Source organism: Thauera phenolivorans (assembly GCF_001696715.1).
Lineage (GTDB): Bacteria > Pseudomonadota > Gammaproteobacteria > Burkholderiales > Rhodocyclaceae > Thauera > Thauera phenolivorans.
Window position 1 is genome coordinate 141379 of record NZ_MBFM01000005.1, and the last position, 23906, is coordinate 165284.

Consider the following 23906-nt stretch of genomic DNA (forward strand, 5'->3'; position numbering starts at 1 on the left):
TCGTCACCCAGATCGGCCTGCGCTTCGAAGCGCCGACGGTGGTGCTGACCGCCGGCACCTTCCTCAACGGCCTGGTGCACGTGGGGATGCAGAACTACTCCGCCGGGCGCGCGGGCGATCCGCCGGCGATCTCGCTCGCCGCCCGCCTCAAGGAACTCGCCCTGCCGCAGGGCCGGCTGAAGACCGGTACGCCGCCCCGGATCGACGCGCGCAGCATCGACTTCTCGGTGATGCAGGCGCAGCCGGGCGACGACCCGGCGCCGGTGTTCAGCTTCCTCGGCAGCGCCGCCCAGCATCCGCGCCAGCTGCCGTGCTGGATCACGCACACCAACGCGCGCACCCACGACATCATCCGCGCCAACCTCGACCGTTCGCCGATGTACTCGGGCGTCATCGAGGGGGTGGGGCCGCGCTACTGCCCGTCGATCGAGGACAAGATCCACCGCTTCGCCGACAAGGACAGCCACAACGTCTTCCTCGAGCCGGAAGGCCTCGAGACCCACGAAATCTACCCGAACGGGATCTCGACCTCGCTCCCCTTCGACGTCCAGCTCGAGCTCGTGCGTTCGATCCGCGGCCTGGAGAACGCGCACATCCTGCGTCCCGGCTACGCGATCGAGTACGACTACTTCGACCCGCGCAACCTGAAGGCCTCGCTCGAGACCAAGACCATCGCCGGCCTGTTCTTCGCCGGCCAGATCAACGGCACCACCGGCTACGAGGAGGCCGCCGCCCAGGGTCTGCTCGCCGGCGCCAATGCCGCGCTGCAGGTGCAGGGCCGCGAGCCCTGGTGCCCGCGCCGCGACGAGGCCTACCTCGGCGTGCTGGTCGACGACCTCATCACGCGCGGCGTCGCCGAGCCCTACCGCATGTTCACCTCGCGGGCCGAGTATCGCCTGCAGCTGCGCGAGGACAACGCCGACCTGCGCCTGACCGAGAAGGGTCGCGAACTCGGCCTGGTCGATGACCTGCGCTGGGCCGCCTTCTGCGCCAAGCGCGAGGCGATCGAGCGCGGCACGGCGCAGCTCAGGGCGGCGTGGGCGCGCCCGGAGGCGATCGCGGCGGAAGACCAGCAGCGCGTGCTCGGCAAGGCGCTCGAGCGCGAGCAGCGCTACTTCGAGCTGCTGCGCCGGCCGGAGACGAGCTACGCGTCGCTGATGAGCCTGCCCGGGGCGCCGGAAGAACGCGAGTCAGACCCCCAGGTCATCGAGCAGATCGAGATCGTCGCCAAGTATCAGGGTTACATCGATCGCCAGCAGGACGAGGTGGTGCGCCAGCTGCAGGCCGAGGCCACGCGGCTGCCGGCCGATCTCGACTACGCCGAGGTGCGCGGCCTGTCGCGCGAAGTGCAGCAGAAGCTGGCGCTGCACCGGCCGGAGACGATCGGCCAGGCGAGCCGCATCCAGGGCGTGACGCCGGCGGCGATCTCGCTGCTGCTGGTGTGGCTCAAGCGGCGCGAGCTCGCCACGCGCGCTGGCGCGGGGCGGAGGTCGGCATGAGCGGCCGGCTTGCCCCCCATGCCGCCGAGCTCGCCGAAGGCATCGCCGCGCTCGGCCTGGTGCTGCCGCAGGAAACGGTCGACCGCCTGCTCGCCTTCGGCGAGTTGCTGCTGAAGTGGAACCGGGTCTACAACCTCACCGCGATCCGCGAGCCGCGCGAGCTGATCACCCACCACCTGCTCGATTCACTCGCGGTGCTGCCCCACCTGCAGCAGGCGCAGCGGCTCGCCGACATCGGCTCGGGCGGCGGCCTGCCGGGTATCCCGCTGGCGATCGTGCGCAGCGGTCTGCTGGTGAGCTCGGTGGAAACGGTCAACAAGAAGGCGAGCTTCCAGCAGCAGGCGCGCATCGAGCTCGAGCTCGGCAACCTCGCGGTGTTCAACCGCCGCGTCGAAACCTTGTCCGCCGCCGAACTGCCGGGCGGCGCGGCCGACGCGGTCGTCTCGCGCGCCTTCAGCAGCCTCGCCGATTTCGTCCGGGTCGCCGGCCATCTGGTCGCGGCCGACGGCTCGCTTTACGCGATGAAGGGCGTTTTCCCCACCGAGGAGATCGCAGCCCTGCCCCCCGGCTGGACCCTCGGCGCCAGCCATGCGCTGCGGGTGCCGGGGCTGGACGCCGAGCGTCACCTGCTCGTCATCCGTCGCAGCGCATGATGGCGATTCGCGCGGCGAATGCGGCAGCTCGCCTGCTGCGCTGCCGCATTGAAGTACACTCCGGGTCTCGCACACTGCGTGCCCGATTGCATATGGAATATGCCTGACTCGAACATGGCCAAGATTTTCTGCGTCGCCAACCAGAAGGGCGGGGTCGGCAAGACCACCACCTGCGTCAACCTCGCCGCCGCGCTGCATCAGGCCGGCCAGCGTACCCTGCTGATCGATCTCGACCCGCAGGGGAACGCCACGATGGGCAGCGGCATCGACAAGCGCGGCCTGGAGCGATCGGTGTACCACCTGCTGGTGGGCCTGGCGGGGCTGGACGAGGTGCGCGTCGTCTCCGAGACCGGCGGCTACGACGTGTTGCCGGCCAACCGCGACCTCGCCGGCGCCGAAGTCGAGCTGGTCGACCTCGAGCGCCGCGAGAACCGCCTGCGCGACGCGTTCAAGTCCTTCGATCAGGACTACGATTTCGTCCTCATCGACTGTCCGCCCTCGCTGTCGATGCTGACGCTGAACGGCCTGTGCGCCGCCCACGGCGTCATCATTCCGATGCAGTGCGAGTACTACGCGCTGGAGGGGCTGTCCGACCTGGTCAACACGATCAAGAAGGTGCACGCCAACCTCAATCGCGAACTCAAGATCATCGGTCTGCTGCGGGTGATGTTCGATCCGCGCATGACGCTGCAGCAGCAGGTGTCGGCACAGCTCGAGGCGCATTTCGGCGACAAGGTGTTCCGCGCCATCGTCCCGCGCAACGTGCGCCTGGCGGAGGCGCCCAGCCACGGCATGCCGGGGATCGTGTTCGACCGCGGCGCCAAGGGGGCGCAGGCCTACATGGCCTTCGCAACTGAAATGATCGAGCGCATGAAGGCGCTGTGAGAATTCCGACTGCCATGACCAAACCCAGACTGAAGGGGCTCGGCCGCGGCCTCGACGCCCTGCTCGCCGGCAACACTGATGAAGACCAGGACAAGGGCGAGCTGCAGGCCCTGGCGACCGACGCTCTGCGGCCCGGCAAGTACCAGCCGCGCACCCGCATGGACCCCGGTTCGCTCGAGGAGCTGGCCGCCTCGATCAAGGCCCAGGGGGTGATGCAGCCGATCCTCGTGCGTCCGCTCGGCGGCGGCGAGCATGAGATCATCGCCGGCGAGCGACGCTGGCGCGCGGCGCAGATCGCCGGCCTCGACGAGGTCCCTTGCCTGGTGCGGGAGATCCCCGACGAAGCCGCGCTGGCGATGTCGCTGATCGAGAACATCCAGCGCGAGGACCTCAACCCGCTCGAGGAGGCCAGCGGAATCCAGCGCCTGATCGACGAGTTCGGCATGACCCATCAGCAGGCGGCCGATTCGGTGGGCCGCTCGCGGCCGGCCGCATCCAACCTGCTGCGCCTGCTGAACCTCGCCAGCCCGGTGCAGGAACTGCTGATGGCGGGCGACATCGACATGGGCCACGCGCGCGCCCTGCTGCCGCTCGACGGCGCCAACCAGATCCAGCTCGCCAACCTGGTCGCCGCGCGCCAGTGCTCGGTGCGCGAGACCGAGCGCCTCGTGCAACAGGTCCTGAACCCGCGCCCGAAACGCGCGACGGTGCCGGCCGACCGCGACCTGCTGCGGCTGCAGGAGGAGATCGCGGACAGCATCGGCGCCACCGTGAAGATCAAGGCCAACAAGAAGGGGGCCGGCGAAGTCACGATCCGCTTCGGCAGCCTCGACCAGCTCGACGGCCTGCTCGGCCGCCTGCGCGACTAAGCGGCGCGCTGCGTCCGCCGCCAGCGCAGGCCGATCGTCCCCGCCACCGCGAGGTTGAGCAGCGCGGTCGCGAGCCAGACTTCCGGCACCCCGGCGCCGGCCGCGAGCAGGGCGGCAGCGAAGCCGGCCGCAGCCACCATGAAGCCTGCGTTGACCACGTTCAGCGCAGCGATCATCCGCCCCAGGCGCTCGAGCGGGCAGCGCTGCTGCAAATGGGTGTAGAGCGGCAGCGAGAACAGGCCGCCCGCGACGCTGACCAGCGCGCAGTCGAACACCACACGCAAGCTCGCGGGATCGGCGAGGAAGACGGTGACCCCCACCGCGGTGCCGGGCGTCGAGGGGCTGCCCGCCCACAGGTCGAGCCCGGCAAGCGTGATGCCCGCCGCGCCCGCGATCACCGGCGCCGGTCGCGCCTCGCCGCGACACCAGCGTGCCGCGAGGAAGGCGCCGAGGCCGACGCCGACGGTGAACACCCCGAGCAGCAGCGTCACCACCGCTTCGTCGCCGCCGAGCGTATCGCGGGTGTAGACCGGCAGCAGGGTCAGGAAGGTCGCGCCGACGAACCAGAACCACGAGATTGCCAGCAGCGCGAGCCAGGGGCCGCGCTCACTGCGGGCCAGGCGCAGGATGGCCCCCGTATCGGCGAGCGGCCGGCCAAAGCTGGGTCGGCCCGGCGTGGCCGGCGGCGCGGGCGGGATCCAGCGGCTCGCAAGGTAGCCGGCGGCGGCGATCGTCATGCAGGCGAGCCCGAGCGGCAGGCGGGCGGCGTCGCCGCCGGCGGCCATCAGACCGCCCGCGACGGTGCCGAGCAGGATCGCCACGAAGGTGCCCGCCTCGATCCAGCCGTTGGCGCGCATCAGCTCGTCCACCCCCAGATGCTGCGGTAGCAGGGCATATTTCACCGGGCCGAACAGGGTCGATTGCAGGCCCATCAGGAACAGCGCGAGCAGCAGCACGGCGACGCTGCCAAGCATGAAGCCGAGCGCGCCGAGCGCCATCACCGCGAACTCGAGCAGCTTCGTGGCACGCGCGATCGCCGCCTTGTCCGCGCTGTCGGCGAGCCGCCCGGCAGCCGCCGAGAACAGCACGAAGGGCAGGATGAACAGGGCGGCGCACAGGTTGACAAGCAGCGCGGGCGAAAGCGTCCCCGCCTTCAGTACCCCATAAGCAATCAAAATGAGCAGGGCGCTCTTGAATGCGTTATCGTTGAAGGCGCCGAGAAATTGTGTAACGAAAAGTGGTGTGAAGCGCCGTCCTCGCCACTGCTGCGAGGTAGTGGAGTCCGGCGGGCGCGCGAGAGGATAGTCGATGGGCATGCGAGAGTATGTAGTGCGTTTATGCTGCGCTGCAACCTCGTTTGACTTCCCTGCGGTTAACCCCTAGTATTCGCGAAATTTTGGGGCGGTCGTCGTTCGGGGCGGCTGGGTAACGCGGGATTCGATGCTCAAGGCGGTCCTTCTGCAACTCGTCGCCACGCTCCTCGCAGCGGCCATCTCGGCCGTTTTTTTCGGGCTGCGGGGCGGACTGTCGGCAGCGTGGGGCGGGTTGGCGGTGGTATTGCCGAGCGTGTTGTTCGCTTGGCTGCTGGCGTGGATCTCGCGGCGCATCGGTACGGCGAGCGTGACCGCCTTCGTCGCCGGCGAGCTGATCAAGCTCGTCGCGATCGTGGGAATGTTGGTGCTGTTTCTGGTCCTGTATCCGGACGTCCACTGGGGCGGCCTGTTGATCGGCCTGATCCTGGCGCTTAAGGCGAACTTGTTTGCATTTTTGGTAAAGACCTGACCATGGCTACAGAAGGGCACGCCCCCACCTCATCCGAGTACGTCGTTCATCACCTGACGCACCTCAACAACACCGGTCACGCACAGACGAACGTCGTCGACTGGAGTGTCATCAACTACGACTCGATCTTCTATTCGGTCGTTCTTGGGATGCTCACCGTCTTCCTGTTGTGGCTCGGTGCCCGCAAGGCGTCCTCCGGCGTGCCCGGCCGTTTCCAGGGCTTCGTCGAGATGCTCGTCGAGATGGTGGCCGAGCAGGCGCGCGGCGTGGTGCATAGCGCCGAGTCGCGCAAGTTCGTCGCGCCGCTCGCCCTCACCGTGTTCGTGTGGATCTTCCTTCTCAACGCGATGGACCTGCTGCCGGTCGATCTGCTGCCGCGCATCTGGGAGGGCATGTATGCCGCCGGCGGCGGGGATCCCGCCCACGCCTACATGCGCGTGGTGCCGACCGCCGATCTTTCGACCACCCTCGGCTTCTCGATTGGCGTACTGCTTCTTTGCTTCTATTACAACATCAAGATCAAGGGCCTCGGCGGCTGGGTGCATGAGCTCTTCACCGCCCCCTTCGGCAGCCATCCGCTGCTCTATCCGGTCAATTTCCTGATGCAGATCATCGAGTTCCTCGCCAAGACGATCTCGCACGGGATGCGACTGTTCGGCAACATGTACGCCGGCGAGATGATCTTCATCCTGATCGCGCTGCTTGGCGGCACCGCCACCGTGTTCGGCTTCCTCGGACACGTCGTCGCGGGGACCGTGTGGGCGATCTTCCATATCCTGATCATCACCCTGCAGGCATTCATCTTCATGATGCTGACGCTGGTGTATATCGGCCAGGCACACGAAGGGCACTGATTTTCAGTCGTAGCATCGGTTTAACTTTCTATTCTCAAACCAAGGAGTTGTCATGGAAAACGTTCTGGGTCTCGTCGCGCTGTCCGCCGGTCTGATCGTCGGTCTGGGTGCCATCGGCGCATGTATCGGTATCGCGATCATGGGTTCCAAGTATCTCGAAGCGTCGGCTCGCCAGCCCGAGCTGATGAACGCCCTCCAGACCAAGATGTTCCTGCTTGCCGGTCTGATCGACGCTGCGTTCCTGATTGGTGTCGGTATCGCCATGATGTTCGCCTTCGCCAACCCGTTCGTGATCCAGTAATCGGCTCCTGAACAGTTAAGGAGCGAACACCGTGAATCTGAACGCAACCCTGATAGCCCAGCTCGTTGTGTTCTTCATTCTGGCGTGGTTCACGATGAAGTTCGTGTGGCCACCCATCGTGAAGGCGCTCGACGAGCGCGCGAGCAAGATCGCGGACGGGCTGGCAGCTGCGGACAAGGCCAAGACCGATCTGGCCCTCGCCGAGAAGAAGGTCGTCGATGAGCTGCGCAAGGCCCGCGAATCCGCTGGCGACGTGCGCGCCTCGGCCGAAGGCCAGGCGAGCAAACTGATCGACGAAGCCCGTGCCGAAGCCGCCCGCATCATCGCCGCCGCGCGAGAGGCCGCCGAAGACGAGGCCGGTGTCGCTGCCCAGCGCGCCAAGGAAGCGCTTCGCGAGCAAGTGGCACAGCTTGCCGTGGCCGGCGCCGAGAAGATCCTGCGTCGCGAGATCAACGTGAAGACGCACAGCGAACTGCTTGCCAACCTGAAACAGGAACTGCAATAAGTCATGGCCGAGAACGTCACCATCGCGCGCCCCTATGCGGATGCCGCCTTCGAGCTGGCCCGCGGGGCCGGTGCGCTGGGGCCTTGGTCGGAAGTGCTGGATCGGCTCGCCCTCGTGGCGGCCGATCCCGACATGCAGGCGTGCTTCAGCGATCCGAATCTGTCGTCCGAAAGGCTCACGAAGCTGATGGTGGACGTCGCCGGGGAGTTGAACACCGAGCAGCAGAACTTCGTACGTGTCCTGGTGGACAACGACCGTCTGCAAGTGCTTCCAGAGATCCGTGACCAGTTCGTCGCACTGAAGAACGAACACGAAGGTGTCCTGGAGGCCGACATCGCCTCCGCCTTCCCACTCGACGATGCCATGCTGGCGACGCTGAAGGCCGACCTGGAACAACGTTTCAAGGCCAAGCTCAGTGTCAAGGTCAGCGTTGACCCCCAACTGATCGGTGGGGTCCGCATCGCCGTCGGTGACGAAGTGATCGACGCCTCGGTCCGCGGCAAGCTCGCGAACATGGCCGCTGCGCTTAAGAACTAGGAGCATACCTTCATGCAACTCAACCCCTCTGAAATCAGTGAACTGATTAAGAGCCGGATCCAGAACCTGCAGCTCGCCGCTTCGTCGCGCAACGAGGGCACGGTGGTCTCGGTCACCGACGGCATCACCCGCATTCACGGCCTCGCCGGCGTCATGCAGGGTGAAATGCTGGAGTTCCCCGGCAACACCTTCGGTCTCGCGCTGAACCTCGAGCGTGACTCCGTGGGTGCGGTGGTTCTCGGTGAATACGAGCACATCACCGAAGGCGATACCGTCAAGGCCACCGGCCGCATTCTCGAAGTGCCGGTCGGTCCCGAACTGATCGGTCGGGTCGTGAACGCGCTCGGTCAGCCGATCGACGGCAAGGGCCCGATCAACGCCAAGCTGACCGACAAGATCGAGAAGGTCGCTCCGGGCGTCATCGCGCGCCAGTCGGTTTCGCAGCCGGTGCAGACCGGTCTGAAGTCGGTCGACTCGATGGTGCCGATCGGCCGCGGCCAGCGTGAGCTGATCATCGGCGACCGCCAGACCGGCAAGACCGCCGTCGCGGTCGACGCGATCATCAACCAGAAGGGCCAGGACATGTACTGCGTGTACGTGGCCATCGGCCAGAAGGCCTCGACCGTCGCCAACGTCGTGCGCAAGCTGGAAGAGAACGGCGCGATGGAGTACACCATCGTCGTCGCCGCCACCGCGTCCGAGTCCGCCGCGATGCAGTATCTGTCCGCCTACGCGGGCTGCACCATGGGTGAGTACTTCCGCGACCGCGGGATGGACGCGCTCATCGTCTATGACGACCTCACCAAGCAGGCCTGGGCCTACCGCCAGGTTTCGCTGCTGCTGCGTCGTCCGCCGGGCCGTGAAGCCTATCCGGGTGACGTGTTCTACCTGCACTCCCGCCTGCTCGAGCGCGCCGCGCGCGTGAACGAGGACTACGTCGAGAAGTTCACCAACGGCGAAGTGAAAGGCAAGACCGGCTCGCTGACGGCGCTGCCGATCATCGAGACCCAGGCCGGCGACGTGTCCGCCTTCGTTCCGACGAACGTGATCTCGATTACCGACGGCCAGATCTTCCTCGAGACCGACCTCTTCAACGCCGGTATCCGCCCCGCGATCAACGCCGGTATCTCGGTGTCCCGCGTCGGTGGCGCGGCCCAGACCAAGGTCATCAAGAAGCTGTCCGGCGGTATCCGTACCGACCTCGCGCAGTACCGCGAGCTCGCCGCCTTCGCCCAGTTCGCCTCGGATCTCGACGACGCCACCCGCAAGCAGCTCGAGCGCGGCCGCCGCGTCACCGAGCTGATGAAGCAGGCGCAGTATTCGCCGATGTCGATCGCCGAGATGGCTGTTGTCCTGTACGCGGTGAATAACGGCTACTTCGACGACGTCGAGGTCAGCAGCGTTCTGCCCTTCGAAGCCGGGCTGCTGCAGTTCGTCAAGACTCAGAATGCTGCCCTGGTCTCGACGATCCTGGACAAGAAGGAACTCGACGCCGAAGGCGAGAAGACCCTGGCTGCCGCGATCGCCGACTTCAAGAAGACCTGGGCCTAAGCAGGGCGAGGGAGACGGAATATGGCTAGCGGCAAGGAAATCCGTACCAAGATCAAGAGCGTGCAGAACACGCGCAAGATCACGAAGGCCATGGAAATGGTGGCCGCGTCCAAGATGCGTAAGGCGCAGGAGCGGATGCGCGCGGCTCGTCCGTTCGCCGAAAAGATCCGTCGGCTCGCCGCGAATCTGTCCCAGGCCAGCGTCAGCGATTACGTTCATCCCTTTCTCGTCCAGAAGGACCAGGTCAAGCGTATCGGCCTGGTCCTGGTGACGACGGACAAGGGCTTGTGCGGTGGTCTCAACACCAACATTCAGCGCATCGCGCTCAACGCGATGAAGGAATGGGATGCCTCTGGCGTGAGCGAGATCCGTGCCTGCGCGATCGGCAACAAGGGCCTCGGCTTCATGCAGCGGATGGGCGCGAAGGTGGTGTCGAACGTCACCCAGCTGGGTGACACCCCGCATCTGGAAAAGCTGATCGGTCCGGTCAAGGTCATGCTGGACGCCTATCAGAACGACGAGATCGACGCGGTCTACGTGGCCTACACCCGCTTCATCAACACGATGAAGCAGGAGCCCGTGCTGGAGCAGTTGCTGCCGCTGTCGGGCGAGCGCATGGGCACCCCGGAACACGCGTGGGACTACCTGTACGAGCCCGAGCCCCAGGTGGTGATCGACGAACTGCTCGTTCGTTACGTCGAAGCGTTGCTCTATCAGGCCGTGGCCGAGAACATGGCTTCCGAACAAAGCGCGCGCATGGTGGCGATGAAGGCCGCGTCCGACAATGCCAAGAACGTGATCGGGGAACTGCAGCTGGTCTACAACAAGACCCGCCAGGCAGCGATCACGAAGGAACTGTCGGAAATCGTCGGCGGCGCCGCCGCGGTGTAACGGATTATTGATTTAAGGAAATGACGATGAGTCAAGGTACGATCGTTCAGTGCATCGGCGCCGTGGTGGACATCCAGTTCCCGCGTGATTCGATGCCCAAGGTGTATGACGCCCTGAAGCTCGAGGACGTTGCTGACTCCTTCGCCGAAGCAAACCTGACCTTCGAGGTCCAGCAGCAGCTCGGCGATGGCGTGGTGCGTACGATTGCGATGGGCTCTTCCGACGGCCTGCGCCGCGGGATGAAGGTTGCCAACACCGGTGCGCAGATCTCCGTGCCGGTCGGCATGGGCACGCTCGGCCGCATCATGGACGTGCTGGGTCGCCCGATCGACGACGCCGGCCCGATCGAAACGGACGAGCTGCGCGCCATTCACCAGAAGGCGCCGAAGTTCGACGAGCTGTCGCCCTCGGTGGAACTGCTCGAGACCGGCATCAAGGTCATCGACCTGATCTGCCCGTTCGCGAAGGGCGGCAAGGTCGGCCTGTTCGGTGGCGCCGGTGTCGGCAAGACCGTGAACATGATGGAGCTGATCAACAACATCGCGAAGCAGCACGCGGGTCTGTCGGTGTTCGCCGGCGTGGGTGAGCGTACTCGTGAGGGTAACGACTTCTACCACGAGATGAAGGACTCCAACGTGCTCGACAAGGTCGCGATGGTGTTCGGTCAGATGAACGAACCCCCGGGCAACCGTCTGCGCGTGGCGCTGACCGGCCTCACGATGGCGGAGCGTTTCCGCGACGAAGGCCGCGACATCCTGTTCTTCGTCGACAACATCTACCGCTACACCCTGGCCGGTACCGAAGTGTCCGCGCTGCTCGGCCGGATGCCGTCCGCGGTGGGCTACCAGCCGACGCTGGCGGAAGAAATGGGCCGCCTGCAGGAGCGCATCACCTCGACCAAGGTGGGCTCGATCACCTCCATCCAGGCCGTGTATGTGCCGGCGGACGACCTTACCGACCCGTCGCCTGCCACGACCTTCCTGCACCTCGACTCCACCGTCGTGCTGTCGCGTGACATCGCCGCGCTGGGTATCTACCCTGCGGTCGACCCGCTCGACTCGACCTCGCGCCAGCTCGATCCGCTGATCGTCGGCGAGGAGCACTACAACGTGGCGCGCCAGGTGCAGATCACGCTGCAGAAGTACAAGGAGCTGCGCGACATCATCGCGATTCTGGGCATGGACGAGCTGTCGCCGGAAGACAAGCTCGCGGTGGCCCGGGCGCGTAAGATCCAGCGCTTCCTGTCGCAGCCCTTCCACGTCGCGGAAGTGTTCACCGGCTCCCCCGGCAAGTACGTCACGCTGAAGGACACCATCGCCGGCTTCAAGGCGATCGTCAGCGGCGAGCTCGACCACCTGCCCGAGCAGGCGTTCTACATGGTCGGCAACATCGACGAAGCCATCGAGAAAGCCAAGAAGCTGCAGTAATCCGCCCACCCGCGCGGCACTCCGGTGCCGTGCGGTTTTGAAAAGGACACAGTATGGCCATGACGGTTCATGTAGACATCGTCAGTGCGGAAGAGCAGATCTTTTCCGGGCTGGCCGAGTTCGTCGTACTGCCCGGTGAGTCGGGCGAGCTCGGCATCCTGCCCGGCCACATGCCGCTGATGACCCGGATCAAGCCGGGCGCCGTGCGGCTGAAGCTGCCGAATCAGGCGGAAGAGGAGCTCGTGTTCGTCGCCGGCGGCCTGCTCGAGGTGCAGCCGGAGCTGGTGACGGTTCTCGCCGACACCGCGATCCGCGGCAAGGATCTCGACGAGGCGAAGGCGCTCGAGGCCAAGAAGAAGGCCGAAGAGGCGCTTGCCAACCAGTCCGCCCGCCTCGACTACGCGAAGGCCCAGGCCGAGCTGATGGAAGCGATCGCTCAGCTCGCGGCCATCCAGAAGCTGCGTCGGCGTACGCACTGATCGCGCCCTGCCGCGCCTTGCGCGGCAGGCGAAATGAAAAAGCAGCCCGACGGGCTGCTTTTTTTTCGACTTCGGTTCGGGGGAGGGGCCTCAGCCGCGCCGTGCGGCACGTCCGCGCTCGACGCGAGCGATCCGCTTGTCGAGCCGTCCCACCGCGTCGCGCAAGGCGGCGGCCTCGGCCGCCAGCTCGGCGAGCAGGGGGCGGGGCAGCAGCAGCGGCTGCTCCTCGGTGAGGTACTCGACCAAGTTGCCGCCGAAGCGCTCGAGCGTTTCGCGTCCCGCGGCCCCGAAGCGTCGGCCGCCATCGACCAGGCGATGGGCGGCGATGTCGCCGACGAGGCGCGACAGGTCTTCCTCGAGATCCCAGCGCAGATTGCGGAAGACAAAGCCGAGCGCATCGGCGAATTCGGCGTTGCCCTCGATCCGCACCTCGCGCATCACCGCTTCCATGCCTTCGGCGAGGCCCTTGGGCAGGGTGGCGAGCGGCAGACGAAGAACCACGTCGGGCGGGTCCTCGCCCGTCCACGCGGCAAGGTAGCCGTCTGCCGATACGGAGAAATCGATGCTGCCGACAGGCGCGAGTTCGAGGCGCGCGGTGCGTCCGGCATGCGCCATCAGGCGCTGGCGTGCCCAGCCCGCCTGGGCAAGCAGGTGGTTGGTGGCAGAAAGAAAGGTGGAGGAAAGCATCGGAAAAGGCGGGGCGGCCGCAGCCGCCCCTGAGGTTCAATCGCGCTGCTGGATGCCGGCGACCAGCCAGCCGCCGGTGCCGGACACCGGCTTGGTGAGGTGCCAGACTTCGTCGAAGGGATTCGGCGCGGCACCGGCCTCCTCGCGCAGCAAGCCGTTGAAGCGCACGCTGACGATGTAGCGGCCGTCCTCCTCCGCGACGTCGATGACTTCGGCGTTGAGCTCGACGACGTCGGTGCGCTGTTCGGCGGCACCCCGCTCGCTGAGCTGCATCTTTAGCTCGGCGAACACTTCGGGCGTGGTGAACTCGCGCAGGTCGTCGAGGTTGCCAGTGTCGTTGGCGGCCTGGAGGCGGATGAAGTTGAGCTTGGCCTGGCGTGCGAAGCCATCGCGGTCGAAGTCGGCGAAGGCGGCCGGACGGGCGGGCGAAGCGCCCGCGCCTCCGACCGGCATCGGCGGACGTGCACTCGCGCCGGCCCCAGGCGCATTGCTCGCGTACTGCAGCGAGCCCGGTTGCTGTCCGGCCTGGGCGCGGCGTGACAGCATGCGGAACAGCATGAAGGCGCCGAACACCAGCAGCGCGATCAGCAGCAGCGAACCCATTTCCTCGCCGAGGCCGAGGTGGGAGAAGAGCGCGGCGAGGCCGAGGCCGGCGGCGAGGCCGGCGAGCGGACCCATCCAGCTGCGACGAGGCTGCTGCGCCGCGGCGGCGCCCGGGGTCTGGCGCGGCGTCTGCTGTGCGGCCGGCGCCTGCTGGGGCGTCGCCTGGCGCTTCATGCCGAAGCTGCTGCCGCCGCCGACGCGTTTGGCTTCGGCCTCCGGTATCGAGAAGCCGAGGGCGAACACGGCCAGGGCAAGGGAAAACAGGAATTGCTTCATGGTCGGGGGGGTCTCCGTTATCAGAACTTGTAGCCACGGTGCAGGGCGACGATGCCGGCACTCATGTTGAAGTAATCGACCCGCGACAGGCCCGCTTGTTCCATCATCGCCTTCAGTTCTTCCTGGCCGGGATGCACGCGGATCGATTCGGCGAGATAGCGGTAGCTGTCGGCGTCGCTGGCGATCGCCTTGCCCATCAGCGGAAGCACCTTCAGCGAATAGAAATCGTAGGCCGGTGCGAGCGGCTTCCACACCTTGGAGAACTCCAGCACCAGCAGCCGGCCGCCGGGGCGCAGCACGCGGCGCATCTCGGCCAGCGCGACATCCTTGTGGGTCATGTTGCGCAGGCCGAAGGCGACGGTGACGCAGTCGAACCAATCGTCGGGGAAGGGCAGCTTCTCGGCGTCGCACTGCGCGACCGGCAGGTCGAAGCCGTGATCGATGACGCGGTCGCGGCCGCGGCTGAGCATCGCGTGATTGATGTCGGTGAGCCACACCTGACCGCGCGGGCCGACCTTCTTCGCGAAGGCGAGCGAGAGGTCGGCAGTGCCGCCGGCGACGTCGAGCACGCGGTCGCCCGCGCGCACGCCCGAAGTCTGGATGGTGAAGAATTTCCATGCCCGATGCAGGCCGAAGGACATCACGTCGTTCATGATGTCGTAACGCGAAGCGACCGAGGAAAACACGCCCTCGACCTTCTTCTGCTTGATGTCCTCGTCGACGGTTTCGAAGCCGAAATGGGTGGTCTTGTCGCTCATGATTCTCTCAGTGACGATGGCCGCAGCCCGACTTCGGGGCCGGCGGCGGAAGCTTGTCCGGATCGCGGGTGCCACCCGCCTGTTCGAGGCGGGCGAGGTAGGTCTGCCAGAGCGCGTCGCGCTCGCGCCCGAGCTCGTAGAGGTAGTCCCAGGAGTAGAGGCCGCTGTCGTGGCCGTCGGAGAACACCGGCTTGACCGCGTAGTTGCCGACCGGCTCCATGCTCAGGATGTCGACTTCGCGCTTGCCCTGCTGCAGGGTCTCCTGCCCCGCGCCATGGCCGCGGACCTCGGCTGAAGGCGAATAGACGCGCAGGAACTCGAAGGGCAGCTCGAAGCGGCTGCCGTCGTCGAAGGCGATCTCGAGCATGCGCGACTTGCGATGAAGGATGATGTCGGTGGGCAGCGGGGTGTTGGCTTCCAGTCCGGCCATGGCGTCAGCCTCGTTGGGTTGGGAGGCAATGATACCCGAAGCCCCCGCCGGCGACCGTGTTGGGGCCGCGCCCGCAAGATTTCAGTTCAGCGACCTGTAATCAAATTTTCAAACTACTGAAATAGACTGCGCGGAACCATAGGGAGCCACGACCATGCCAGCGAACATCCTGCTCGTCGAAGACGAGCCCGCGATCCAGGAGCTGATCGCCGCCAACCTCGCGCGCGCGGGACATCACGTCGTGCGTGCGGCCGATGCCGAAACTGCGCAGCGCATCGTGCGCGACGCCCTGCCCGATCTGGTGCTGCTCGATTGGATGCTGCCCGGCGCCTCTGGCATCGAGTTCGCCCGTCGCCTGCGGGCCGACGAGCGCACCCGCAGCATCCCGATCATCATGCTCACCGCGCGCGGCGAGGAGCAGGACAAGGTCACCGGCCTCGAAGTCGGCGCCGACGACTACGTCACCAAGCCGTTCAGCCCGCGCGAGCTGGTCGCCCGCATCAAGGCGGTGCTGCGCCGGCGCGCGCCGCAGGCGACCGAGGACGTGGTCGAGCTCGGCGGCCTGCGGCTCGATCCGAGCACCCACCGCGTCACCGCGCGCGAGCAGCCGCTGTCGCTCGGCCCCACCGAGTTCCGCCTGCTCCACTTTCTCATGACCCACCCGGAACGGGTGCATTCGCGTGCCCAGCTGCTCGATCAGGTGTGGGGTGACCACGTCTTCGTCGAGGAGCGCACGGTGGATGTGCACATCCGTCGCCTGCGCTCGGCGCTCGAGCCGGCCGGCTTCGACGTTCTCATCCAGACCGTGCGCGGCAGCGGCTACCGTCTGTCCACGGTGACCGATTCCGCTTCGCCGGCGGCCCAGTGACGCCCACCCGCGGCAGGACGCCCGCACGATGATCATCCGACCGCTTCGCTACCTGTGGATCGACGCCGTGCGCGCGGTCCTGCTGCTCGCCGCGCTCGCGTTGGTCGTCGGCGGTTACGTCGGGGCCTGGCTCGACCGGCCGACCGGGGTCGTCACCGGCTTCTCGCTCATGATCCTCGGCCTGTTGGCGTACAGCGGCTCACGGCTGTACCAGCTGCACCGCCTGGTGGCGTGGACGCGGGCGCCCTATGGCACCCCGGTGCCCGACGCCAACGGCGTGTGGGGCGAGATCTTCTACGAGCTCGACCGCCGCATGCGCATCGGCTATGAGCTGCGCGACCACCTGGCGGGCGCGCTCGACCGCTTCCAGGAAGCGACCCAGGCGATGCCCGACGGCATGCTGATGCTGGCCGAGGAGGACACCATCACCTGGCTCAACCCGAAGGCGGAGAAGCACTTCGGCCTCGACCGCACGCGCGACGTGGGCGCGCCGCTGGTGAACCTGGTGCGCCACCCCGACTTCATCGCCTACCTGCGCGCGCCCCGCCGCGAGGAGCCGCTGGTGATGCAGTCCGCGCGCGGCGGCGGCCTCAGTCTGCATGTGCAGATCATTCCCTTCGGCGATGGCCAGAAATTGGTGCTGTCGCGCGACATCTCGCAGATCGAGAAGCTCGAGACGATGCGGCGCGACTTCGTCGCCAACGTCTCGCACGAGCTGCGCACGCCGCTGACGGTGATCGGCGGCTTCCTCGAGACCCTGAGCGGCGGCTTCGACGAGTTCAGTCGCGATGACGTGATGCGCTACCTGCAGCTCGCGCACGAGCAGTCGAACCGGATGCAGCACTTGATCGAGGACCTGCTGACGCTGTCGGCGCTCGAGTCCGGCGCCCCCGCGCCGGTCGAGGAGCGGGTCGACATCGCCGAGCTGCTGGCGGAGATCGCGGAGGAGACCGAGCTGCTGTCGGCCGGCCGCCACGAGATCACCCTGGTGCGCGAGGGCGGCGGGGTGCTGCTCGGCAGCCACAAGGAGCTGCACAGCGCGATCGCCAATCTGGCGAGCAACGCGGTGCGCTACACGCCGGAAGGCGGCCACATCGAGATCGGCTGGCGGCGCGACGAGAACGGCGGCGAGTGCTGGGTGCGCGACGACGGCATCGGCATTTCCCCCGACCATGTCCCGCGTCTGACCGAGCGCTTCTACCGGGTGGATCGCGGCCGCTCGCGCGAGACCGGCGGCACCGGCCTCGGGCTGGCGATCGTCAAGCACATCCTCACCCGCCATCAGGCCGAGCTGACGGTCAGCAGCGAGGTCGGCGAGGGCAGCCGCTTCGCGGTGCGCTTCCCCGCAGCGCGCGTGAGCGGGCGCTGAGCGCGGCCGGCCTCAGCCGCCGAGCGCGCGATCGATCGCCGCGGCGATCGCGGCCGGCGGCGGCGCTGCGCGCAGCACGCCCTCGCGTTGCGGCGCACCCCACACCGACTCGGGAAAATGGCGGTCGTCGCGAAAGCGCGGGATCACGTGCCAGTGCAGGTGGGGCACCATGTTGCCGAAGCTGGCGAGGTTGATCTTGTCCGGCTGCATGAGCTCGCGCAGCGCGGCCTCGGTCGCGATCACGACCGCCATCAGGCGGGCACGCGCGTCGGGCGCGAGATCGCTCATCTCGGCGACGTGCGCGCGCCACACGACGCGGCAGAAGCCGGCATAGGCCGGGTCGTCGACCCGGATCACGCGACAGTCGGCATCTTCCCAGACGACGCTGTCGGCGGGCAATTCACAGAGCGTGCAGGCCATGGTTTCGGTTCGCTGACGGGGGCTGAAACCCGCACTCTAGCGCTTGACGCCGACCCGCGTGTCACGATCGCGCAGAGGGCTGCGCTCCTACCGGGGCGCGCGCAGCCCCGGCGGCAGCTCGCCGGCCACGGTGCGGGTGGCGCCGAGCGTCTCGAGCTCGCCATGGCGGAAGGCGAGCAGGGTGCCGGGCTCGATCGGCGTCCACCGCTCGTTGTCGGTCAGCGGGGTGGTGGCGATCACCGCCACCCGGTCGTCGGGCGTGGTCACCGTGGCGAAGTCCACCGTGAGGTCGTCGTCGGCGAGATGGGCGACCGGGAAGGGCGCCTGGCGCACGATGTAGCACAGCCGGGTGGAGCAGTGGGCGAACAGGCGCTCGCCGTCGGAGAGCAGGAAGTTGAACTCGCCCAGGGCACCGATCTCGAGCGCGAGCTCGCGCAATGCCGCCTGCAGCTCGGCGGGGGCCGGCGCCCCCGCCGCAAAGCGCTGCGCCAGGCGGTCGAGGATGTGACAGAAGGCGAGCTCGGAATCGGTGGTGCCCACCGGCATGAAGCGGCCCGACAGCGCCGGCGCGTAATCCTTCAGGTTCCCGTTGTGGGCGAAGATCCAGTAGCGCCCCCACAGCTCGCGCTGGAAGGGATGGGTGTTCTCCAGCCGCACCTCGCCCTGGGTCGCCTTGCGGATGTGGGCGATCACGTTCAGCGAGCGGATCGGATAGTGGCGCACCAGCTCGGCGACCGGCGAGTCCGCGCTCGGCGAGGGGTCGAGGAAGACACGCGCGCCGCGCCCCTCGAAGAAGGCGATCCCCCAGCCGTCGCGATGATGGTCGGTCGCCCCGCCGCGCTTGCGGAAGCCGGCGAAGGAAAAGCAGATATCGGTCGGCACGTTGCAGTTCATGCCGAGCAGCTGGCACATCGCGGCGCTCCCGGGCTGGATCGATCCAGTCCGCAGTATAGCCGCCGGGCGCCGGACGATGGCCGCACCGACGCGGCGGTCGCCACTGCTGCCGGGGGATACGCGGTCGCAGGAGTGGCGATGGCTGCTACCGCGGGGCGTGGTCGCGTGGGCTCAGGGCGGCGGCGGGCTCGGCAACGCGCCGCCGGGCACGGGCGGGGTGGCGGCCGCACCGCGGTCGACCAGCCAGTCGGTCAGGCTTGCGCCCGCCCACATCCCCGACAGCGTGACCCACGCGGTGAGGGCGAACACCGCCGCCCCGGACACCCCCGCGCCCACCGCACAGCCGCCGGCGAGCATGCCGCCGAAGCCCATCAGCAGCGCGCCGACGATGTAACGCCGCATCGCGTGACCGCCCTGGAAGCCCTCCAGCTTGAGCTCGCGGTAGATCAGGGCGGCGAGGAAGGAGCCGAGGAAGACACCGGGCACCATGCCGAGGTCGAAGTTCAGCGCCTGGCCCGGCAGCGACAGGACGAGCATCAGCACGTCGGCCGAGGGGCCGGTGAAGGACAGGCTCTGCACCGGCGTGGGCTCGAAGCTCAGGTCGGCCATGCGGTAGGTGAACCACCACGCGAGGCCGACGCTGAGGCCGGCGCCGATGCCGCCGATCCAGCCCCACAAGGGGACGCGATGTCGGCGGCCGAACCAGATCCCGGCGGCCAGCCACACGAGGCCGAAAACGAGTCCGCCGGTGTGGCCCATGCCGGTGATCGCGAGCAGGTCGCGCGCGCTGCCGCCGTCGATCGTCCACAGGCCGGCGAGCTGCTCGCGCAGCGGCGACAGCACGCCGTTCATCGAGGCCTGGGCGGTGACCGCGAAGATCAGGCCGGAGAGCAGGGCGCGCAGGTTGCCGTTGGCCGCAAGCACCAGCAGCCGGCTGGAACAGCCGCGCGCGAGCACCATGCCGATGCCGAACAGCACGCCGCCGATCGCCGCCCCCGACAGGCTGCCCTGGCTGGCGAGCTGACGCACGTTGCCGGTATCGAGCTGGCTGCCGAGCAGCAGGAGCTGGGTCAGGATGAGGGCCGCGGAGAAGGCGAGCAGCCAGACCGAGAGCTTGGCCCCGAGCTGGCCGCGTGCGACCTCGATCACCGCCGCGCGCAGGCAGAAGCGCGAGCGCTGGGCGAAGAAGCCGAACAGGCCGCCGATCAGCAGGCCGCCGAGGGCGAGGCTGCGGTCCTCGCCGACGAAGTCGATTATCGGGACCAGAATCTCCATGCGCGTCTCCAGCGCCGATGCGGGTACGTCGCCCCCGGCTCATTGTTCAGAATACAAGAATATAAGCATGAACAATGTCGCGGCGGCATACGTTGACCCCGCTCAAGCGCAGGCCGCCACGACGCGGCCGCCGGGTCGCCCCCCGTAGCCCGGCGAACGCCGCACCACGGCCGATATCGCGGCGGTCGCCGCGCCTGCGGCGCCCCGCGCGCCGTATTCCCGTCGCAGCGGCGAACATGGCGTCGCCGATCACGGCGTTGCGGCGCGGCGCTCAGCCGCCGAGCTTTGCCCGCAGCAGCTCGTTGACCTGGGCCGGGTTGGCCTTGCCGCGGCTGGCCTTCATGACCTGGCCGACGAGTGCGTTGAAGGCCTTCTCCTTGCCGGCCCGGAACTCGTCGACCGACTTCTGGTTGGCCGCCAGCACCTCGTCGATCAGGGCGTCGATCGCGCCGCTGTCGGTGACCTGCTTCAGGCCGTCGCGCTCGATGATCTCGTCGGCGCTGGCGCCTTCGCCGTTCCACAGCGCGTCGAACACCTTCCTGCCGATCGCGTTCGAGATCGTGTTGTCGCCGATGCGTGCGACCAGGCCGGCGAGCTGGGCGGGCGAAACCGGCGAGTCGGCGATCTCGCGCTCGGCCTTGTTCAGACGCGCGGCGAGTTCGCCCATCACCCAGTTGGCGCACAGCTTCGGCAACTGGGTCGCGAGCGCGCCGCCGCCGGCGGCATCCACCGTCGCCTGGTAGAAGTCGGCGATTTCCTTCGACGCGGTGAGGGTGGTGGCGTCATAGGCGGACAGGCCCCAGTCGTCGATGAAGCGCGCCTTCATCGCGCCCGGCAGCTCGGGCATCGCGGCCGCCACGCGTGCCTTCCATTCGTCCGCGATCGCCAGCGGCAGCAGATCGGGGTCGGGGAAGTAGCGGTAGTCGTGGGCGTCTTCCTTGCTGCGCATCATGCGCGTTTCGCCGGTGTCGGGGTCGAACAGCACCGTGGCCTGCTGGATGCGCCCGCCGTCCTCGATGGTGTCGATCTGCCACTGCACTTCGAAGTCGATCGCCTGCTGCAGGAAGCGGAAGGAGTTCAGGTTCTTGATCTCGCGTCGGGTGCCCAGCTCGATCGCGCCCTTCCTGCGCACCGAGACGTTGGCGTCGCAGCGGAACGAGCCTTCCTGCATGTTGCCGTCGCAGATGTCGATCCAGCGCACCAGCGCGTGCAGCGCGCGGGCATAGGCGACCGCTTCCGCCGAGGAGCGCATGTCGGGTTCGGAGACGATCTCGAGCAGCGGCGTGCCGGCGCGGTTGAGGTCGATGCCGGTCATGCCGTGGAAGTCCTCGTGCAGGCTCTTGCCGGCGTCCTCCTCGAGGTGGGCGCGGGTCAGGCGCACCGTCTTGTCGTAGGCCTTGTCGCCCTCGCCCTCGCCGACGCGGATCGTGATCTCGCCGCCCTGCACCACCGGCAGCTCGAACTGGCTGATCTGGTAGCCCTTGGGGAGGTCGGGGTAGAAGTAGTTCTTGCGTGCGAACACGCTGCGCGGCGCGACCTCGGCGCCGATCGCCAGGCCGAAGCGGATCGCGCGCTCGACCGCGCCGCGGTTGAGCACCGGCAGCGCGCCCGGCAGGGCGATGTCAACCGGGGCGACCTGCGCGTTCGGCGCGGCGCCGAAGGCGGTGCTCGCCGCGGAAAAGATCTTGCTGCTGGTGTTCAGCTGGGCATGCACTTCCAGCCCGATGACGACTTCCCAATCCGTTCTGCTCATGCTCGTATCCGTGATTGTTCGTGCCCGGGGATGCGGTTCAGTGACACTGGCCGCTCCGCCGGTCGATGATGATCGGGTACACGTAATCGTAGGTCCCGCGCGAGCAGCGCGAAGCGCAGCCGGCGAAACCGATCGTGACCTGATGGGCCTGTTCCCAGATGTTGATCTCGCAGCCGTCGGCCGCCCTCAGCTGCACGCTCGGGCTGCGTCGCGTCTGGATGAAGGGACCGTCGAAGCGGCAGCTGCCGCGGCGCGGCACGCTCACGCTGGCGGCGAAGGCGCGCACCTCGGCGTTGCGGACGTCGAGCCGGGCGGCGACCTCGTAGCCGGTCTCGTCGCGGTGGCGGCAGTCGGCGCGGACCGCGAGCGGGCGCACCGGCATCGGCTTCAGGCGGCCGTCGGGGAAGGTCCGCGCCCCCGGCGGCCGCTCTCCGTCCGGCATGCCGGCGCAGCCGGCGAGCGCGAGCGCCACGGCGAGCAGGCCGAGCTTGAGCGGCAGGCTCATGCGGCGCAGGCCGGCCGGCGCAGGTGCCAGTCGGTGTGCTGCTGGAAGCGATGCGCCGCGTCGAGCAGCGCGCCTTCGGCGAAGTGGTCGCCGACCAGCTGCAGGCCCACCGGCAGGCCGCCGTCGCCGAAGCCGCAGGGATGCGACAGGCCGGGCAGGCCGGCGAGGTTGATCGCCAGGGTGTAGATGTCCGACAGGTACATCTGCACCGGGTCGTCGGCCATCGCGCCCAGCGCCCACGCGGTGGTCGGCGTGGTCGGGCCGGCGATCAGGTCGCATTGCGCGAGCGCGGCGCGGAAGTCGTCGGCGATCAGATGGCGCAGGCGCTGCGCCTGCAGGTAGTAGGCGTCGTAGTAGCCATGCGAGAGCACGTAGGTGCCGATCAGGATGCGGCGCTTGACCTCGTCGCCGAAGCCCTCTGCGCGCGTCTTGCAGTACATGTCGTTGAGGTCGGCGTAGTCGGCGGCGCGATGGCCGTAGCGCACGCCGTCGAAGCGGCTCAGGTTGCTCGAGGCCTCGGCCGGCGCGATCACGTAGTAGGCCGGGATCGCCAGCTTCAGGTTCGGCAGGCCGACCTCGACCGTGGTGGCGCCGAGCGCGCGGTACTGTGCGAGCGCGGCCTCGACCGCGCCGCGCACGTCGTCGGCGAGGCCCTCGGCGAAGAATTCGCGCGGCAGGCCGATGCGCAGGCCCTCGAGCGGTTTCGCGCTCGCGGGGGCGGCGAGGGCGGCGGTGAAGTCCTGCGCGGGGCGCTCGAGGCTGGTGCTGTCGCGCTCGTCGAAGCCGCTCATCGCGGCCAGCAGCAGGGCGCAGTCCGCGGCGGAGGCGCCGAAGGCGCCCGCCTGGTCGAGCGAGGAGGCGTAGGCGATCATGCCGTAGCGGCTGCACACGCCGTAGGTGGGCTTGATGCCGGTGATGCCCGAGAACGCCGCCGGCTGGCGCACCGAGCCGCCGGTGTCGCTGCCGGTGGCGAGCGGCACCATGCGTGCGGCCACCGCCGCGGCCGAGCCGCCGGAGGACCCGCCGGGCACGCGGCGCATGTCCCACGGGTTCTTCACCGCGCCGTAGAACGAGCTCTCGTTCGACGAGCCCATCGCGAACTCGTCCATGTTGGTCTTGCCCAGGCTCACCGCGCCGGCCGCCTTGAGCCGCTCGACGATGTGGGCGTCGTAGGGGCTGACGAAATTCGACAGCATCTTCGAGCCGCAGGTGGTGAGCACGCCTTCGGTGCAGAACAGGTCCTTGTGCGCGATCGGGATGCCGGTGAGCGGTCCCGCCTCGCCGCGCGCAATGCGCTCGTCGGCGGTGCGCGCGGCCGTGAGCGCGCCCTCGCGGTCCACCGTGATGAAGGCGTTGAGCTGCGGGTTCAGCGACTCGATGCGGTGCAGGAAGAGGGTGGCGAGTTCGACCGCCGAAACCTCGCGCGCGTCGAGCGCGCGCCGCAGTTCCGTGATGGGGGCGTTGATCATGAGCGTCGTCCGGGGGGTGAGGCGATGCCGGCCGCGACGGCGCGCGGCCGGCGGGGGTTCATTCGATGACTTTCGGCACCAGATAGAGGCCGGCTTCGGTCTGCGGCGCGACGCGCTGGAAGGCCTCGCGGCGGTCGGTGGCGGTGACGAGGTCCTCGCGCAGGCGGGCGGGCAGGTCCTGCGGGTGGCTCATCGGGGCGACGCCCCGGGTGTCGACCGCCTGCATCTGCGCGATCAGGTCGAACACGTCGTCGAGCTTGGCGCGGGTGGCCTCGAGCTCGGCGGGCGACAGTTCGATGCGGGCGAGGCGGGCGATATGGCTGATCTGTTCACTGGACAGCGACATGGGCTGACAAAACCTGCTGA

The 23906-nt window shown here is 67.9% G+C and carries 27 protein-coding genes; 15 read left to right on the top strand and 12 right to left on the bottom strand.

Annotated elements, in window-relative coordinates:
* The 4 genes from mnmG to BB334_RS13715 form a co-directional block, all read left to right on the top strand.
* The coding region (gene mnmG / locus BB334_RS13700) for a tRNA uridine-5-carboxymethylaminomethyl(34) synthesis enzyme MnmG (protein WP_068809466.1) at positions 1-1499 on the top strand (1499 nt) is incomplete at its 5' end.
* Positions 1496-2152 carry a 16S rRNA (guanine(527)-N(7))-methyltransferase RsmG gene (gene rsmG / locus BB334_RS13705; RefSeq protein ID WP_068809062.1) on the top strand — a complete coding sequence of 219 codons (657 nt, stop codon included), beginning with the start codon at positions 1496-1498 and terminating at the stop codon, positions 2150-2152. The genes mnmG and rsmG, both read left to right, overlap by 4 nt.
* 114 nt (positions 2153-2266) lie before the next feature.
* Positions 2267-3037, top strand: coding sequence for a ParA family protein (locus tag BB334_RS13710; RefSeq protein WP_068809063.1), 771 nt, complete (start codon positions 2267-2269; stop codon positions 3035-3037).
* A gap of 14 nt (positions 3038-3051) precedes the next feature.
* Complete coding sequence (locus tag BB334_RS13715) at positions 3052-3906, top strand: ParB/RepB/Spo0J family partition protein (RefSeq protein WP_068809064.1); 855 nt, start codon at positions 3052-3054, stop codon at positions 3904-3906.
* On the opposite strand, the gene BB334_RS13720 is transcribed toward BB334_RS13715, so the two are convergent.
* Positions 3903-5222, bottom strand: coding sequence for an MFS transporter (locus BB334_RS13720; RefSeq protein WP_068809065.1), 1320 nt, complete (start codon positions 5220-5222; stop codon positions 3903-3905). The genes BB334_RS13715 and BB334_RS13720 overlap by 4 nt on opposite strands.
* Positions 5223-5346: 124 nt before the next feature.
* On the opposite strand from BB334_RS13720, the gene BB334_RS13725 reads away from it, so the two are divergent.
* From BB334_RS13725 to BB334_RS13765, 9 genes are read left to right on the top strand one after another with little or no spacing between them, the layout of a single operon-like run.
* On the top strand, positions 5347-5688 hold the full coding sequence (locus BB334_RS13725) for an ATP synthase subunit I (RefSeq protein ID WP_068809066.1): 342 nt from the start codon (positions 5347-5349) through the stop codon (positions 5686-5688).
* A gap of 2 nt (positions 5689-5690) precedes the next feature.
* Entirely contained in the window at positions 5691-6542 is an 852-nt protein-coding gene (gene atpB / locus BB334_RS13730; RefSeq protein ID WP_068809067.1) for a F0F1 ATP synthase subunit A, read from the top strand.
* Positions 6543-6594: 52 nt separating this feature from the next.
* The gene (atpE, locus tag BB334_RS13735; RefSeq protein ID WP_068809068.1) at positions 6595-6843 is read left to right on the top strand and encodes a F0F1 ATP synthase subunit C; all 249 of its coding nucleotides are present in this window, start codon (positions 6595-6597) and stop codon (positions 6841-6843) included.
* A 31-nt stretch (positions 6844-6874) separates the two neighbouring features.
* Complete coding sequence (locus tag BB334_RS13740) at positions 6875-7348, top strand: F0F1 ATP synthase subunit B (protein WP_068809069.1); 474 nt, start codon at positions 6875-6877, stop codon at positions 7346-7348.
* A 3-nt stretch (positions 7349-7351) separates the two neighbouring features.
* A complete protein-coding gene (locus tag BB334_RS13745; protein ID WP_068809070.1) occupies positions 7352-7885 on the top strand; it encodes a F0F1 ATP synthase subunit delta in 534 nt (177 codons plus the stop codon).
* 12 nt (positions 7886-7897) lie between these two features.
* A complete protein-coding gene (atpA, locus tag BB334_RS13750) occupies positions 7898-9436 on the top strand; it encodes a F0F1 ATP synthase subunit alpha (RefSeq protein WP_068809071.1) in 1539 nt (512 codons plus the stop codon).
* Positions 9437-9457: 21 nt separating this feature from the next.
* Complete coding sequence (gene atpG / locus BB334_RS13755) at positions 9458-10327, top strand: F0F1 ATP synthase subunit gamma (protein WP_068809072.1); 870 nt, start codon at positions 9458-9460, stop codon at positions 10325-10327.
* Between the two features lie 26 nt (positions 10328-10353).
* Positions 10354-11754: a F0F1 ATP synthase subunit beta gene (atpD, locus tag BB334_RS13760; protein ID WP_068809073.1), complete on the top strand. Its 1401-nt coding sequence runs from the start codon at positions 10354-10356 to the stop codon at positions 11752-11754.
* Between the two features lie 53 nt (positions 11755-11807).
* A complete protein-coding gene (locus BB334_RS13765) occupies positions 11808-12233 on the top strand; it encodes a F0F1 ATP synthase subunit epsilon (RefSeq protein ID WP_068809074.1) in 426 nt (141 codons plus the stop codon).
* Between the two features lie 90 nt (positions 12234-12323).
* Here the strand turns inward: BB334_RS13765 and BB334_RS13770 are convergent, their stop codons facing one another.
* Genes BB334_RS13770 through BB334_RS13785 form a run of 4 tightly spaced genes read right to left on the bottom strand, consistent with a single transcriptional unit; the run spans position 12324 to position 14987 of the window.
* Positions 12324-12920, bottom strand: coding sequence for a ubiquinone biosynthesis accessory factor UbiJ (locus BB334_RS13770; protein ID WP_068809075.1), 597 nt, complete (start codon positions 12918-12920; stop codon positions 12324-12326).
* 36 nt (positions 12921-12956) lie between these two features.
* Entirely contained in the window at positions 12957-13799 is an 843-nt protein-coding gene (locus BB334_RS13775) for a Tim44 domain-containing protein (protein ID WP_068809076.1), read from the bottom strand.
* A 20-nt stretch (positions 13800-13819) separates the two neighbouring features.
* A complete protein-coding gene (gene ubiE, locus BB334_RS13780; protein WP_068809077.1) occupies positions 13820-14557 on the bottom strand; it encodes a bifunctional demethylmenaquinone methyltransferase/2-methoxy-6-polyprenyl-1,4-benzoquinol methylase UbiE in 738 nt (245 codons plus the stop codon).
* A 7-nt stretch (positions 14558-14564) separates the two neighbouring features.
* Positions 14565-14987: a gamma-butyrobetaine hydroxylase-like domain-containing protein gene (locus tag BB334_RS13785; RefSeq protein ID WP_068809078.1), complete on the bottom strand. Its 423-nt coding sequence runs from the start codon at positions 14985-14987 to the stop codon at positions 14565-14567.
* A gap of 154 nt (positions 14988-15141) precedes the next feature.
* On the opposite strand from BB334_RS13785, the gene phoB reads away from it, so the two are divergent.
* A complete protein-coding gene (gene phoB, locus BB334_RS13790) occupies positions 15142-15855 on the top strand; it encodes a phosphate regulon transcriptional regulator PhoB (RefSeq protein ID WP_068809079.1) in 714 nt (237 codons plus the stop codon).
* A gap of 28 nt (positions 15856-15883) precedes the next feature.
* Entirely contained in the window at positions 15884-17224 is a 1341-nt protein-coding gene (phoR, locus tag BB334_RS13795) for a phosphate regulon sensor histidine kinase PhoR (protein ID WP_068809080.1), read from the top strand.
* 12 nt (positions 17225-17236) lie between these two features.
* Here phoR and BB334_RS13800 read toward each other — a convergent pair whose 3' ends face one another.
* From BB334_RS13800 to gatC, 7 genes are all read right to left on the bottom strand, one after another.
* Positions 17237-17644 carry an HIT family protein gene (locus tag BB334_RS13800; protein ID WP_068809081.1) on the bottom strand — a complete coding sequence of 136 codons (408 nt, stop codon included), beginning with the start codon at positions 17642-17644 and terminating at the stop codon, positions 17237-17239.
* An 87-nt stretch (positions 17645-17731) separates the two neighbouring features.
* Positions 17732-18556, bottom strand: a complete 825-nt coding sequence (locus BB334_RS13805; protein ID WP_068809082.1) for a class II glutamine amidotransferase — start codon at positions 18554-18556, stop codon at positions 17732-17734.
* 153 nt (positions 18557-18709) lie between these two features.
* The gene (locus tag BB334_RS13810) at positions 18710-19813 is read right to left on the bottom strand and encodes a YeeE/YedE family protein (RefSeq protein WP_068809083.1); all 1104 of its coding nucleotides are present in this window, start codon (positions 19811-19813) and stop codon (positions 18710-18712) included.
* A 271-nt stretch (positions 19814-20084) separates the two neighbouring features.
* Positions 20085-21566, bottom strand: a complete 1482-nt coding sequence (gene gatB / locus BB334_RS13815) for an Asp-tRNA(Asn)/Glu-tRNA(Gln) amidotransferase subunit GatB (RefSeq protein WP_068809084.1) — start codon at positions 21564-21566, stop codon at positions 20085-20087.
* A gap of 37 nt (positions 21567-21603) precedes the next feature.
* Positions 21604-22071, bottom strand: a complete 468-nt coding sequence (locus tag BB334_RS13820) for a hypothetical protein (RefSeq protein WP_068809085.1) — start codon at positions 22069-22071, stop codon at positions 21604-21606.
* Positions 22068-23540 (bottom strand): Asp-tRNA(Asn)/Glu-tRNA(Gln) amidotransferase subunit GatA, encoded by a 1473-nt coding sequence (gene gatA / locus BB334_RS13825; protein WP_068809086.1) that lies wholly within the window; start codon positions 23538-23540, stop codon positions 22068-22070. The genes BB334_RS13820 and gatA overlap by 4 nt, the downstream gene beginning before the upstream one ends.
* A gap of 58 nt (positions 23541-23598) precedes the next feature.
* Complete coding sequence (gene gatC, locus BB334_RS13830) at positions 23599-23886, bottom strand: Asp-tRNA(Asn)/Glu-tRNA(Gln) amidotransferase subunit GatC (protein ID WP_068809087.1); 288 nt, start codon at positions 23884-23886, stop codon at positions 23599-23601.
* Positions 23887-23906: the final 20 nt, after the last annotated feature.